This window comes from Blastomonas sp. SL216 (assembly GCA_026625625.1).
Lineage (GTDB): Bacteria > Pseudomonadota > Alphaproteobacteria > Sphingomonadales > Sphingomonadaceae > Blastomonas.
On the sequence record CP113055.1, the window covers coordinates 1,691,416 to 1,706,093 of the forward strand.

7 protein-coding genes are annotated in these 14,678 nt (G+C 65.0%); 3 read left to right on the forward strand and 4 right to left on the reverse strand.

Features of this window, described 5'->3' with window-relative positions; genetic code table 11:
- The first annotated feature begins 7 nt into the window (after window positions 1-7).
- Together OU999_08080 and OU999_08085 are read left to right on the forward strand one after the other, a co-directional pair.
- Complete coding sequence (locus tag OU999_08080) at window positions 8-685, forward strand: glycosyltransferase family A protein (protein ID WAC25129.1); 678 nt, start codon at window positions 8-10, stop codon at window positions 683-685.
- A 121-nt stretch (window positions 686-806) separates the two neighbouring features.
- Window positions 807-1,913: a nucleotidyltransferase family protein gene (locus tag OU999_08085; protein ID WAC25130.1), complete on the forward strand. Its 1,107-nt coding sequence runs from the start codon at window positions 807-809 to the stop codon at window positions 1,911-1,913.
- A gap of 105 nt (window positions 1,914-2,018) precedes the next feature.
- Here the strand turns inward: OU999_08085 and bla are convergent, their stop codons facing one another.
- On the reverse strand, window positions 2,019-2,951 hold the full coding sequence (gene bla / locus OU999_08090) for a subclass B3 metallo-beta-lactamase (GenBank protein WAC25131.1): 933 nt from the start codon (window positions 2,949-2,951) through the stop codon (window positions 2,019-2,021).
- Window positions 2,952-3,046: 95 nt separating this feature from the next.
- Between bla and OU999_08095 the strand changes: the two genes are divergently transcribed.
- Window positions 3,047-3,937, forward strand: coding sequence for a LysR family transcriptional regulator (locus OU999_08095; protein ID WAC25132.1), 891 nt, complete (start codon window positions 3,047-3,049; stop codon window positions 3,935-3,937).
- Window positions 3,938-4,143: 206 nt separating this feature from the next.
- Here OU999_08095 and OU999_08100 read toward each other — a convergent pair whose 3' ends face one another.
- The 3 genes from OU999_08100 to OU999_08110 are packed head-to-tail and all read right to left on the reverse strand — an operon-like array spanning window position 4,144 to window position 14,482.
- Window positions 4,144-5,880: a hypothetical protein gene (locus OU999_08100; GenBank protein ID WAC25133.1), complete on the reverse strand. Its 1,737-nt coding sequence runs from the start codon at window positions 5,878-5,880 to the stop codon at window positions 4,144-4,146.
- Window positions 5,881-5,885: 5 nt separating this feature from the next.
- Complete coding sequence (locus OU999_08105) at window positions 5,886-13,265, reverse strand: MBG domain-containing protein (GenBank protein WAC25383.1); 7,380 nt, start codon at window positions 13,263-13,265, stop codon at window positions 5,886-5,888.
- Window positions 13,163-14,482: an MBG domain-containing protein gene (locus OU999_08110; protein ID WAC25384.1), complete on the reverse strand. Its 1,320-nt coding sequence runs from the start codon at window positions 14,480-14,482 to the stop codon at window positions 13,163-13,165. Before OU999_08110 ends, OU999_08105 begins: the two co-directional genes overlap by 103 nt.
- Window positions 14,483-14,678: the final 196 nt, after the last annotated feature.

Here is a 14,678-nt window from a genome sequence, read left to right on the forward strand (position 1 = left end):
CGCCAGCATGCCCGCCAGCACGTCAGCCAGCATCAGCGTGGTGATCCCGGCTTTCAACGCCGGCAGGTTCCTGGCCGACGCCCTGGCATCGGTTGCCAGCCAGTCCATGCCGGTTGCCGAGATACTGGTGATCGATGATGGATCCACCGATGATTGTGCAGCCATTGCCGAAGACTGGGGAGCGTCCGTGCGCGCTATCCGTCAGCCGCATTCAGGGGCTGCGTCAGCGCGCAATCATGGTGCACGGCTGGCTGAGAACGCCCTGCTGGCCTTTCTTGATGCCGATGATGTCTGGCAGCCTGGCAAGCTGGCAGCGCAATTGGCCGCGCTGGATGGAAGACACACGGATGCCGTGGCTTTTGGCTTTTGCCGCGAGTTCAGCGATCCGCCCGGTCGCTTCCCGGTCCGGTCGGGGCAGATGGCAGCGCCAAGCCCGTCTGCCCTGCTGGTGGCGCGTTCGACCTTCTTTCGGGTCGGACCGCTGCGGGAGGACATGGCTGTCGGCGAGATGGCCGACTGGATCACGCGGGCGCAGCGTGCCGGTGTCGAACCGCTGATGGTCGAACAGGCGCTGTTCGACCGCCGCGTGCATGCTGACAACCTGACCCGGCGTCTGGCGCGGCCGCGCTCTGCCTATATCGACCTCATCCGCGAACGACGCGATGCCGCCCGCCAACAAAGCTGACCGGCGCAGCCAGGTGCCCCGATTGCGCGCCTTTCCCTTTGGCGGCGGAACCAGGGTCTGGCCGGATCTGGACCAGTCGCTTCTGCTGCGCGCCGCGCTGGAGCCAGGCGCGGACGGGCATATGGCGTTTGCACGCTGGTGTCGGCGGCGGACAAAGGTTGGCGCCTGTGTCGATTATCCCAGCGACAGGCTGCTGCCGCTGGTTTTCAGCAACCTTGCCCAGACTCAGCCGCGCTTTCCCCATGCCGATCATCTGCGCGCATTATATCGCCTTTCCTGGGCCCGGAGCGAGCGGCAGCGCCGCGGCGCAGCCGAGGGCATAAGGGTATTGCAGCGTGCCGGCATCCCCGTGATGGTCAGCAAGGGATGCGCGCTCGCCACCGATTTCTACCGCACACCCGCAGAGCGCCCCTCGCATGATTGCGACATCCATGTACCAGAGCATCAACTGGGCGATGCGCTTGCGGCTCTCATGGATGCAGGATGGGTCGCCCATAAGGTGCAGCATGCTTTGCCTGCCCGGGATTGGACCGTGCTGGCCTTCGGCATGGCCATGCGTCACCCCGACCATGGCGAAATCGATCTGCACGGACGGCTGTTTCGCGATTCCCGCGATCCGGCCATCGAGGCCGCCGTTTGGCAAGACGCCGTGCCCTGTACGATCAAGGGCGTGGAGATACTTCGTCCATCGACCACGCATTTGTTGCTGCATGTCATGACAAACGGCATCAAGCCGGATCATGTCGCGACGCTGCAATGGGTTACGGACGCCGCGAGGATTCTGGAACTGGGCGCAGGCCAGATCGATTGGACCGACTTCTGGTCACTCGCACGCCAGACCCAGGTGATGGCGAGGGTCTGTGCCGGGTTGAACTTCCTGCAGGTTTTGCTGCCGGATCGGCCTTTGCCTTCGCCGGTCAGGCCAAGTCCGAACTGGATGGAATGGCTGGAGAGCAGAGCTTTGCGCCGACAGGATGAAGCTGGAGCAGCCACTGCCACCCGGCTGTTCGCCCTTGCCGCTATCGTGCGACGCTATCGGATGGCAGATTGGACGGACCGCGCCCGCTGGCTGAAGAGCGACATCGGTAAAATTGCCGGTCGTTCATGGCACAGATATTTCGGTACCGCAGATAGTTGCCTGATCAGCCGATCGGCGAGCCGATCAATCAGCTTCAGCGTCGAAGGAGCCGCGCCGACCTGGTCTGCGACAGGCTCGATCCATGGCTGAGTTCGGCAGTTCCCCGAAAACGGCAGGACGGGGCAATATCGCCTTGCCCCGTCGCTCATTCAGGCTACCGCTTGAAGCTCGCATCGAGCCAGGAGCAGATCGCGCCTAGTTCGCTGTCCCGTTACGCTCAGCCTCAAGCCGGTTCGCAAGCAGTCTGCGGGACCGCTCGACATATGTGCGGCATGCGCCAGGCTTGTCGTTATATCGTCCTTCGCCTGCATTATCGGGATGCGCGGAGATCAGGATGTCGCATGGCAGTCTATCCAACAGACTGTGGGTCGCCGCGAAACCTCTGACGATCGGCTCGCTTGACGTTGCGGTGTAGCGGTAGCCTTCGGCGGATACAGGGTTGAGGCTGGACGCAAAGACGATGACTTTGCACACCTGATCCTCGCATGCCCGCCAGCTCCAGCTCATGCTGCCCATGGTGTGCCCGGGCGTCGCGTGCGCGGTTATCGCCGTGTGCCCAAGCCGTATCGCTTCGCCGTCCTCGACCACCCGGACCTGCGTCACGCGCGGCCAGACGCCGCCATAAGCCAGCTGCGGATCATCCTCCAGAAGCGCTCCAGCCCGCAAGCCTTCAGCACCCCGTGCGCTTGCAATCACCGCCGCGCCGGTGTCACGAGCCAGCGCCGCAAGGCCGCCGCTATGGTCATAATGCGGCTCGGTGCTCAGAATAAATTTGATGTCTTTGGGGTCAAACCCCAGTTTGCGTACATTGTCCAGGATCGCCGGTGCCGCTTGCGGCAATGCGCCGTCAATCAGCACCAGCCCCGCGCCCGTATCGATCAGCGCGACGCTCAGACCGGCGAACCCCACGAGATAACTGCCACCGAGAATTTTCTCGGGCGGCAAAGGCGCAAGCCATTTCTCCGCTCTTTTCACCTCCATCGGCCGTGTCAGGGGATCGTCTTCTGCCTGCGGCGCTGAGTCTAGCGCTGCGCCCGCGACCAGCGGTGCCCGCGCTTCCTGCGCATGGCACCCTGCCATGCTGCTCAAGCTCGCCAGCCAGACCGCGACTGTCATTCGTTTGATCATCTTTATCTCCCTTCGCTTCCCGAATGCCAATCGGCCGAGCGCGCGACAAAGCATGATTTCTCGACAAAGCCATGAGAATATTTGATAGGTAGGCGATGGACCGGGCCCAACTCCCACTCAACGCCCTGCGAGCCTTCGAGGCGGCGGCACGCCATCTCAATTTTACCCGCGCTGCGATCGAGCTTTGCGTCAGCCAAGGCGCGGTCAGTCATCAGGTCGCGCAGCTGGAACGCCGCCTGGGCGCACGCCTCTTCCACCGACTACCGCGTGGGCTCGCGCTCACTGACGAAGGTCACGTCCTTGTTCCCGTCCTCGCCGAGATGTTTGATCGCGTGGGCGCGACGCTCGATCAGTACGGCGAAGGTCGCTTCCGGGAACTCCTGAAAGTCGGCGTCGTGGGTACCTTTGCAACCGGCTGGTTGCTCCCGAGGCTCGACATCTTTGCCCGCGCCCATCCGTCGATTGATCTGCGTATCTCGACCAACAACAACCGCGTTGACCTCGTTGCCGAAGGACTGGATTTCGCGATCCGCTTCGGTGACGGCGCGTGGCACGGCACCCATGCCGAACCGCTGCTCAGGGCGCCCATGACTCCGGTCTGTGCTCCGGCCATTGCAGCACGGCTCAAATCCCCCGCCGATCTCGTAAACGAGCGGCTATTGCGCTCGTATCGCCCGGATGAATGGGCGTTGTGGTTCGACGCCGCCGGCATAGCAGCGCCGAAACTCCGCGGTCCCATTTTCGATAGTGCGGCGCTGATGGGATCCGCCGCCGCCGCCGGTCTCGGCATCGCACTGGTGCCGACGGGGATGCTCACCCGCGAGCTCGCGTCAGAATTGCTCGTCCAGCCATTCCCGATTGAGGTCGATGTGGGCCGCTACTGGCTCACTCGCCTGATATCGCGTCCCGAGAATGCAGCCATGCGGCATTTTCGCGATTGGCTGATGGAAAAGATGAGCTGTACCTCCGCCCAATCCTCATCATAGGTCCGCGATCCACCCATCTTCCGCCACGCCCGACCTGGCAAGCTCTTCCCGACATCCGACCTGCGGCCTTGCCGCCCGCCCAGCAGCCGTACAGACGATCGATTGCCTGATGCGCCAGCTTCCGGGACGTTCCACATGCCTGGCACGTATACCAGGCATCTGGCCGGGAATGACCCGGTGCTTGCGCGGCGCTTGCTGGTTTGGCCTCAAAATCGGATGGCGAGCTGAACGGTGACCCAATCACCTCGCGCGTTGAAGTCATCGCTTTCGGTGTGGCTGTATTCGACCTGTGTGCTCAAGGTGGTGCGACCGAGCGGGACGAGAGCGCTGAGCCCTGCGCCATAAGCGCGGGTGGTCGTGCGTTCGAGTTCGAAGAAGGTCGGCCGCTCGAGCCGCGTCCGTGCGATCGCCGAAAAGGCGTAAGGGGCGAGGCGGATGTCGGTGTCATAGGCAACGGCATCGATCTGGTAGCGCGCGGCAAAACCGGAATCGCCAACCAGGCTGCCGCTCGGCGGGCCCGATATCAGATCAGGCGTTGCAACATTGAACTGCTCGGAACGCAGCAGCGGATCGCCAAAGCCGGTCTGGCTGCGCATGACGATGCGCGCAGCGATCGGAATCTTGGGCAGCGCCGCATCGACCGTGACGGAGGCGGCGAGCTTGTCGAACACCGCGTCGGCACCGATGCGCGAGAGCGGTTCGAAGATGGTGGCATCGCCGGCGCGGCGGGCGCCTGCAATATCGAGGCCGCGAGCATATTCGATCTCGGCCGAGGCGGACAGGCCGTTAGCTGCGCGCACGCCGGCGTTCAGGCTGGCGCGCGCCACCCGCGTCTCGTCGCGCGAAAGCGGCACGGGAAAGCCAAGCAGCAGCGAATCCTGCGTTTCCTTGTTGGCATCGAAGCTGGCTGTGGCGACTAGCCGCCCGGCACGATTGCGGACGATCGGATAGGAGGCGCGCCCGCCAAAATGCTCGAACCGGCTCGACAGCGCGAGGAACGCCGCGGCGCCCTTGGGGCGGGCGGTGCTGGCGGTGGCATCGGCGCCGATCACCAGACCGTCGCTGCCGATGGGCAGATCGGCATAAATGCCGGCATAGCGGCGCAGCGCCGACCGGCTGAACGAGGGATCGTCGAGCGCGGTGGCATAGGTGACGCCGATGCGCTCGCCCAGGCCCAGCAGGCTGTTGAACGCTACCGACAGCGTGGCCTGTTCGCGGCCCAGTTCGGGGCTGAGCCGGTTGTCGGCAGAGAGCACCGCCTGGACCGGACGGAAGCTGCCGGTGACGATGAGCACGGTTTCTCCGGTGGTGCTGCCGGGCGAGAGCGCGCTCGACAGCTCGACGCCGGAGATATCGCCGGCGAGCAGCACGGCGCGTTCCAGCACGTCGGCGCGCAGGTCCTTCTGCCCCACCAGACGGGCGAGATAGCGATCGATCACGCCGCGCACGCGCGGGTCCAGCGCGTCGGTGCGGACCTGGCTCACGAAACCCGAGACAAGCTGGAGGCGGATGCGGGCATTGCTGCGATCAAGGTCCTGCACCGGCACGAACACGCGCACCAGCGGATAGCCAGCGGCAAGATAGGCCTGCTGCACGGCGGAGGCGGAAGCGTAGATATCGGCGAGCGTCACCTGGCTGCCCGGTCGGGGCAGCAGCGCGGACGCATCGACCTGTGCCGCCGCGAAACTGCCATCGAGCGTGACCTCGCCGATGGTCAGGCGCACCGCGTCCGCCCCGGCAGGCGCAGCGGTCACCCCTCCGATCGTGAAGCGGATATCGGCGTCCTTCTGCGTCCGGTCGATCTCGGCCCCTGGCGGGGTCTGGCTCTGCGAAGGCAAGCTCTGGGGCGGCAGGCCCTGGGCGAGCAGCGGCTGCACCGGCAGCGCGCACGACGCGAACAGGGCAATGCGCAGCGCAGGGCGCAGGATGGTTGCAAAAGGCATGGAGATCAGTTTCCGGTGGCCAGACATACGCCGCCTGCGGAAACGAGGCAGCCTTGATTGGCGGTGTTGATGATGGGATTGTCGCCGGGCGCGGTGCCCGATCCACTGGCAGGATCGGCAGCGCCGCCGGGCATGGCGAAGATCATCGGATCGCCCGACCCACTGGGGTCGGATGCGGAGCCGCTGCCATTGGTCTGCGTACCGCCGCCCGGGTTGGACAGCGGATTGCCGAGCAGGTTGCCCACCGAATTGCTGGCCGCATCGACGCCCGACAGGCCCAGGCCGGGTGGCACGCTCTGGTTGGGAGAACGCACGGCCGGATTGATAGTCAGCGTTCCGGGCACGAACTGGATGGCATAGTTGAAGTTGGCAAGCGTGCCCTGGCGGATCATGTAGCTGCCCGCGTCCTCACCCGCGTCACGCGCCAGCGCGCCCGCAAGGCTGTCGCCATTGACCAGCCCCAGCCCGCCAACGGCATAGGTCAGCGCAGGATCAAGCGCACCAAGGGCCTTGGACAGGCTTTCCGCCGTCACCGTGATGGGTCGCGGCGTGATCGTGAGGTTGGCGCCGTTGTAGGTCAGCGCGTAGTTGGAGGATGCAGACAGAGTACCCCGGGTGATGGCGTAGGTGCCGGTGTTACTCGTTACTCCGGCTCCCGTCGCCAGCGCGCCGGTGAGCGTGTCGCCATTGACCAGACCCTGGCCGCCGACCGTGTAGGTCAGCGCGGGATTTGCGTTGCCATAAATGCGGGTGAGAGCGTCAGCGGTGATCGTCAGCGGGCGAGCCGTGACGGTCAGGTTCGCACCAGTATAGGTCAGCGCATAGTTCGAGCTCGCCGCCAGCGACCCTTGCGTGATCGTGTAGGTGCCGACATTGCTGGTCAGCCCTGCCGTTGTCGCCAGCGCGCCGGTCAGCGTATCGCCGTTGACCAGGCCCTGGCCACCGACCGTGTAGGTCAGCGCCGGGTTCACATTGCCATAGATGCGGGTGAGCGCATCGGCCGTGACCGTCAGCGGACGGGCGGTTACCGTCAGGTTCGCACCAGCGTAGGTCAGCGTATAGTTGCTTCCAGCCGCCAGCGATCCTTGCGTGATCGCGTAACTGCCGACGTTCGAAGTGAGCCCTGCCGTGGTCGCCAGCGCGCCGGTCAGAGTGTCGCCGTTGACCAGGCCCTGACCGCCGACCCTGAACGTCAGCGCATGGTTGCCGTTGCCATAAATCCGGCTCAGCGCATCTGCCGTGATCGTCAGCGGGCGCGCGGTGATGGTGAGGTTCGCACCGGTATAGGTCAGCGCGTAGTTCGAGCTAGCTGCGAGCGACCCTTGCGTAATCGCATAGGTGCCGACGTTCGAAGTGAGCGCTGCCGTGGTCGCCAGCGCGCCGCTCAACGTATCGCCGTTGACCAGGCCATGGCCACCAACAGTGAAGGTAAGCGCCGGGTTCGCGTTGCCATAGATGCGGCTGAGTGCATCGGCGGTGACCGTCAGCGGACGGGCCGTGACGGTCAGGTTCGCGCCGGTATAGGTCAGCTCATAGTTGCTGCCAGCGGCCAGCGACCCTTGGGTGATCGCATAGCTGCCGACGTTGCTGGTCAAGCCAGCTGTCGTCGCTAGCGCGCCGGTCAGCGTATCGCCATTGACCAGGCCCTGGCCGCCAACCGTGTAGGTCAGCGCGGGGTTGGCATTGCCATAGATGCGGGTGAGCGCATCGGCAGTGACCGTGATCGGCCGTGCGGTTACCGTCAGGTTCGCACCGGTATAGGTCAGCGCGTAGTTGCTGCCAGCCGCCAGCGAGCCTTGCGTAATCGCGTAACTGCCGACGTTGCTTGTCAGCCCAGCCGCTGTCGCTAGCGCGCCGCTCAGCGTGTCGCCATTGACCAGGCCATCTCCGCCGACCGTGTAGGTCAGTGCCGGGTTCGCATTGCCATAAATGCGGCTGAGAGCGTCAGCGGTGATCGTCAGCGGGCGGGCAGTTACCGTCAGGTTCGCACCAGCATAGGTCAGCGCGTAGTTGCTGCCAGCGGCCAGCGTCCCCTGCGTGATCGCATAGCTGCCGACGTTGCTCGTCAGTCCAGCAGTGGCCGCTAGCGCGCCGGTGAGCGCGTCGCCGTTGACCAGGCCTTGGCCGCCGACCGTGTAGGTGAGCGCCGGGTTCGCATTGCCATAAATGCGGGTGAGAGCGTCAGCCGTAACCGTGATCGGCCGTGCGGTAACGGTAAGGTCTGCGCCAGTAAAACCAGTCAGCGTGTAATTTGAGGAAGCCGCCAGCGAGCCTTGCGTGATCGCATAACTGCCAACGTTGCTCGTCAGCCCTGCCGTTGTCGCTAGCGCGCCGCTCAGCGTGTCGCCGTTGACCAGGCCCTGGCCACCAACAGTGAAGGTAAGCGCCGGGTTCGCGTTGCCATAGATGCGGCTCAGCGCATCTGCCGTGACCGTCAGCGGACGGGCCGTCACCGTGAGGTTGTTGCCGACATAGGCCAGCGCGTAGTTCGAGCTCGCCGCCAGCGATCCTTGCGTGATCACGTAACTGCCAACGTTGCTTGTCAGCCCAGCGGTGGTGGCAAGCGCGCCGGTGAGCGTGTCGCCGTTGACCAGGCCCTGGCCACCAACAGTGAAGGTAAGCGCCGGGTTCGCGTTGCCATAGATGCGGCTGAGTGCATCGGCAGTGACCGTGATCGGCCGTGCGGTTACCGTCAGGTTCGCACCGGTATAGGTCAGCGCGTAGTTGCTGCCAGCCGCCAGCGAGCCTTGCGTAATCGCGTAACTGCCGATGTTGCTTGTCAGCCCAGCCGCTGTCGCCAGCGCGCCGCTCAGCGTGTCGCCATTGACCAGGCCATCTCCGCCGACCGTGTAGGTCAGTGCCGGGTTCGCGTCGCCATAGATGCGGGTGAGAGCGTCAGCGGTGATCGTCAGCGGGCGGGCGGTTACCGTCAGGTTCGCACCGGTATAGGTCAGCGCGTAGTTGCTGCCAGCCGCCAGCGTGCCCTGCGTGATCGCATAGCTGCCGACGTTGCTCGTCAGCCCAGCGGTCGTCGCCAGCGCGCCGGTCAGCGTATCGCCGTTGACCAGGCCCTGGCCACCGACCGTGTAGGTCAGCGCGGGGTTGGCATTGCCGTAGATGCGGCTCAGCGCATCAGCCGTGACCGTCAGCGGACGGGCCGTGACGGTCAGGTTCGCGCCGGTATAGGTCAGCTCATAGTTGCTGCCAGCGGCCAGCGTGCCCTGCGTGATCGCATAGGTGCCCACGTTGCTGGTCAGCCCAGCAGTGGTCGCTAGCGCGCCTATCAGCGTATCGCCATTGACCAGGCCCTGGCCACCGACCGTGTAGGTCAGTGCCGGATTGGCATTGCCGTAGATGCGGGTGAGCGCATCGGCAGTGATGGTGATCGGACGCGCGGTGACGGTGAGGTCTGCGCCGGTGTACGTCAGCGCATAGTTCGAACTCGCCGCGAGCGAGCCTTGCGTGATCGCGTAGCTACCCACATTAGACGTCAGCCCAGCCGCTGTCGCCAGCGCGCCGGTCAGCGTGTCGCCATTGACCAAGCCCTGGCCACCGACCGTGTATGTTAGTGCCGGATTGGCATTGCCGTAGATGCGGCTGAGCGCATCTGCCGTGACCGTCAGCGGACGGGCCGTGACGGACAGGTTGGCACCGGTATAGGTCAGCGCATAGTTCGAGCTCGCCGCAAGCGTCCCCTGCGTGATCGCATAGGTGCCGACGCCACTCGTCAGCCCCGCCATCGTCCCCAGCGCGCCGGTGACCGTATCGCCATTGACCAGGCCCTGGCCGCCCACCGTGAACGTCAGCGCAGGGTTGGCGTTGCCGTAGATACGGCTCAGCGCATCTGCCGTGACCGTCAGCGGACGGGCCGTCACCGCGAGGTTGTTGCCGACATAGGTCAATGCATAGTTCGAGCTCGCCGCCAGCGAGCCTTGCGTGATCGCATAGCTGCCCACGTTGCTCGTCAGCCCAGCGGTGGTGGCAAGCGCGCCGGTCAGAGTGTCGCCGTTGACCAGGCCCTGCCCTCCGACCGTGAACGTCAGGGCGGGGTTCGCGTTGCCATAGATACGGCTCAGCGCATCTGCCGTGACCGTCAGCGGACGGGCCGTGACGGACAGGTTTGCGCCGGTATAGGTCAATGCGTAGTTCGAGCTAGCTGCGAGCGACCCTTGCGTGATCGTGTAGGTGCCGACATTGCTTGTCAGCCCTGCCGTTGTCGCCAAAGCGCCTGTCAGCGTATCGCCATTGACCAGACCCTGGCCGCCAACCGTGAAGGTGAGCGCGGGGTTCGCATTGCCATAGATGCGGGTGAGCGCATCTGCCGTGACCGTCAGCGGACGCGCCGTCACCGTGAGGTTGTTGCCGACATAGGTCAGCGCGTAGTTCGAGCTAGCTGCGAGCGACCCTTGCGTGATCGCATAGCTGCCCACGTTGCTCGTCAGCCCTGCCGTTGTCGCCAGCGCGCCGGTGAGCGTGTCGCCGTTGACCAGGCCCTGACCGCCGACCGTGTAGGTAAGCGCCGGGTTCGCGTTGCCATAGATGCGGGTGAGAGCGTCAGCGGTAACCGTAATCGGCCGGGCCGTGACGGTCAGGTTTCCACCGGTATAGGTCAGCGCATAATTGCTGCCAGCCGCCAGTGAGCTTTGCGTAATCGCATAGGTACCGACGTTGCTGGCCAGCCCGGCGGTGGTCGCCAAAGCGCCTGTCAGCGTATCACCATTGACCAGACCCTGGCCGCCAACCGTGTAGGTCAGCGCGGGATTTGCGTTGCCATAGATACGGCTTAGTGCATCGGCGGTGACCGTTATCGGCCGCGCCGTCACCGCGAGGTTGTTGCCGACATAGGTCAGCGCATAGTTCGAGCTAGCCGCCAGCGTGCCCTGAGTGATCGCGTAACTGCCGACGTTGCTCGTCAGCCCCGCTCCCGTCGCCAGCGCGCCGGTGAGCGTGTCGCCATTGACCAGCCCCTGGCCACCGACCGTGTAGGTCAGTGCCGGGTTCGCGTCGCCATAGATGCGGCTGAGAGCGTCAGCGGTGATCGTCAGCGGGCGGGCAGTTACCGTCAGGTTCGCACCAGCATAGGTCAGCGCGTAGTTGCTGCCAGCCGCCAGCGAACCTTGCGTAATCGCGTAACTGCCGACGTTGCTCGTCAGCCCAGCGGTGGTGGCAAGCGCGCCGGTGAGCGTGTCGCCATTGACCAGCCCCTGGCCGCCGACCGTGTAGGTCAGCGCGGGATTTGCGTTGCCGTAGATACGCGACAAGGCATCCGCAGTGACGGTGATCGGACGCGCCGTCACCGTGAGGTTGTTGCCGACATAGGTCAGCGCGTAGTTCGAGCTAGCTGCGAGCGACCCTTGCGTGATCGCATAGCTGCCAACACTGCTCGTCAGCCCGGTAGTGGTCGCTAGCGCGCCGGTGAGCGTGTCGCCGTTGACCAGGCCCTGGCCACCGACCGTGTAGGTCAGCGCGGGATTTGCGTTGCCGTAGATGCGGGTGAGCGCATCGGCGCTCACGGTGATCGGGCGCGCGGTGACGGTGAGGTTCGCACCGGTATAGGTCAGCGCGTAGTTGCTGCCAGCCGCCAGCGAGCCTTGCGTGATCGCATAGCTGCCCACGTTGCTCGTCAGCCCAGCGGTGGTGGCAAGCGCGCCGGTCAGAGTGTCGCCGTTGACCAGGCCCTGCCCTCCGACCGTGAACGTCAGCGCGGGGTTGGCATTGCCATAGATGCGGGTGAGCGCATCGGCAGTGACCGTGATCGGCCGTGCGGTTACCGTCAGGTTCGCACCGGTATAGGTCAGCGCGTAGTTGCTGCCAGCCGCCAGCGAGCCTTGCGTAATCGCGTAACTGCCGACGTTGCTTGTCAGCCCAGCCGCTGTCGCTAGCGCGCCGCTCAGCGTGTCGCCATTGACCAGGCCATCTCCGCCGACCGTGTAGGTTAGTGCCGGGTTCGCATTGCCATAAATGCGGCTGAGCGCATCTGCCGTGATCGTCAGGGGACGGGCAGTTACCGTCAGGTTCGCACCAGCATAGGTCAGCGCGTAGTTGCTGCCAGCCGCCAGCGAACCTTGCGTAATCGCGTAACTGCCGACGTTGCTCGTCAGCCCAGCCGCTGTCGCCAGCGCGCCGGTGAGCGTGTCGCCATTGACCAGACCCTGGCCGCCAACCGTGAAGGTGAGCGCGGGGTTCGCATTGCCGTAGATGCGGCTGAGCGCATCTGCCGTGACCGTCAGCGGACGGGCCGTCACCGTGAGGTTGTTGCCGACATAGGCCAGCGCGTAGTTCGAGCTCGCCGCCAGCGATCCTTGCGTGATCACGTAACTGCCAACGTTGCTTGTCAGCCCGGCTGTCGTCGCCAGCGCGCCGGTGAGCGTGTCGCCGTTGACCAGGCCCTGGCCACCGACCGTGTAGGTCAGCGCCGGGTTCGCGTTGCCATAGATGCGGGTGAGCGCATCGGCGGTGACCGTCAGCGGACGGGCCGTGACGGTCAGGTTCGCGCCGGTATAGGTCAGCTCATAGTTGCTGCCAGCGGCCAGCGACCCTTGGGTGATCGCATAGCTGCCGACGTTGCTGGTCAAGCCAGCTGTCGTCGCTAGCGCGCCGGTGAGCGTGTCGCCATTGACCAGGCCCTGGCCACCAACAGTGAAGGTAAGCGCCGGGTTCGCGTTGCCATAGATGCGGCTGAGAGCGTCAGCGGTGATCGTCAGCGGGCGGGCAGTTACCGTCAGGTTCGCACCAGCATAGGTCAGCGCGTAGTTGCTGCCAGCCGCCAGCGAACCTTGCGTAATCGCGTAACTGCCGACGTTGCTCGTCAGCCCAGCGGTGGTGGCAAGCGCGCCGGTGAGCGTGTCGCCATTGACCAGCCCCTGGCCGCCGACCGTGTAGGTCAGCGCGGGATTTGCGTTGCCGTAGATACGCGACAAGGCATCCGCAGTGACGGTGATCGGACGCGCCGTCACCGTGAGGTTGTTGCCGACATAGGTCAGCGCGTAGTTCGAGCTAGCTGCGAGCGACCCTTGCGTGATCGCATAGCTGCCAACACTGCTCGTCAGCCCGGTAGTGGTCGCCAGCGCGCCGGTGAGCGTGTCGCCATTGACCAGGCCATCTCCGCCGACCGTATACGTGAGAGCGGGGTTGGCATTGCCGTAGATGCGGCTGAGCGCATCTGCCGTGACCGTCAGCGGACGGGCCGTGACGGACAGGTTGGCACCGGTATAGGTCAGCGCATAGTTCGAGCTCGCCGCAAGCGTCCCCTGCGTGATCGCATAGGTGCCGACGCCACTCGTCAGCCCCGCCATCGTCCCCAGCGCGCCGGTGAGCGTGTCGCCGTTGACCAGGCCCTGGCCACCAACAGTGAAGGTAAGCGCCGGGTTCGCGTTGCCATAGATGCGGCTGAGTGCATCGGCAGTGACCGTGATCGGTACCGTGCGGTTACCGTCAGGTTCGCACCGGTATAGGTCAGCGCGTAGTTGCTGCCAGCCGCCAGCGAGCCTTGCGTAATCGCGTAACTGCCGACGTTGCTTGTCAGCCCAGCCGCTGTCGCTAGCGCGCCGCTCAGCGTGTCGCCATTGACCAGGCCATCTCCGCCGACCGTGTAGGTCAGTGCCGGGTTCGCGTCGCCATAGATGCGGGTGAGAGCGTCAGCGGTGATCGTCAGCGGGCGGGCGGTTACCGTCAGGTTCGCACCGGTATAGGTCAGCGCGTAGTTGCTGCCAGCCGCCAGCGTGCCCTGCGTGATCGCATAGCTGCCGACGTTGCTCGTCAGCCCAGCGGTCGTCGCCAGCGCGCCGGTCAGCGTATCGCCGTTGACCAGGCCCTGGCCACCGACCGTGTAGGTCAGCGCCGGGTTCACATTGCCATAGATGCGGGTGAGCGCATCGGCCGTGACCGTCAGCGGACGGGCGGTTACCGTCAGGTTCGCACCAGCGTAGGTCAGCGTATAGTTGCTTCCAGCCGCCAGCGATCCTTGCGTGATCGCGTAACTGCCGACGTTCGAAGTGAGCCCTGCCGTGGTCGCCAGCGCGCCGGTCAGAGTGTCGCCGTTGACCAGGCCCTGACCGCCGACCCTGAACGTCAGCGCATGGTTGCCGTTGCCATAAATCCGGCTCAGCGCATCTGCCGTGATCGTCAGCGGGCGCGCGGTGATGGTGAGGTTCGCACCGGTATAGGTCAGCGCGTAGTTCGAGCTAGCTGCGAGCGACCCTTGCGTAATCGCATAGGTGCCGACGTTCGAAGTGAGCGCTGCCGTGGTCGCCAGCGCGCCGCTCAACGTATCGCCGTTGACCAGGCCATGGCCACCAACAGTGAAGGTAAGCGCCGGGTTCGCGTTGCCATAGATGCGGCTGAGTGCATCGGCGGTGACCGTCAGCGGACGGGCCGTGACGGTCAGGTTCGCGCCGGTATAGGTCAGCTCATAGTTGCTGCCAGCGGCCAGCGACCCTTGGGTGATCGCATAGCTGCCGACGTTGCTGGTCAAGCCAGCTGTCGTCGCTAGCGCGCCGGTCAGCGTATCGCCATTGACCAGGCCCTGGCCGCCAACCGTGTAGGTCAGCGCGGGGTTGGCATTGCCATAGATGCGGGTGAGCGCATCGGCAGTGACCGTGATCGGCCGTGCGGTTACCGTCAGGTTCGCACCGGTATAGGTCAGCGCGTAGTTGCTGCCAGCCGCCAGCGAGCCTTGCGTAATCGCGTAACTGCCGACGTTGCTTGTCAGCCCAGCCGCTGTCGCTAGCGCGCCGCTCAGCGTGTCGCCATTGACCAGGCCATCTCCGCCGACCGTGTAGGTCAGTGCCGGGTTCGCA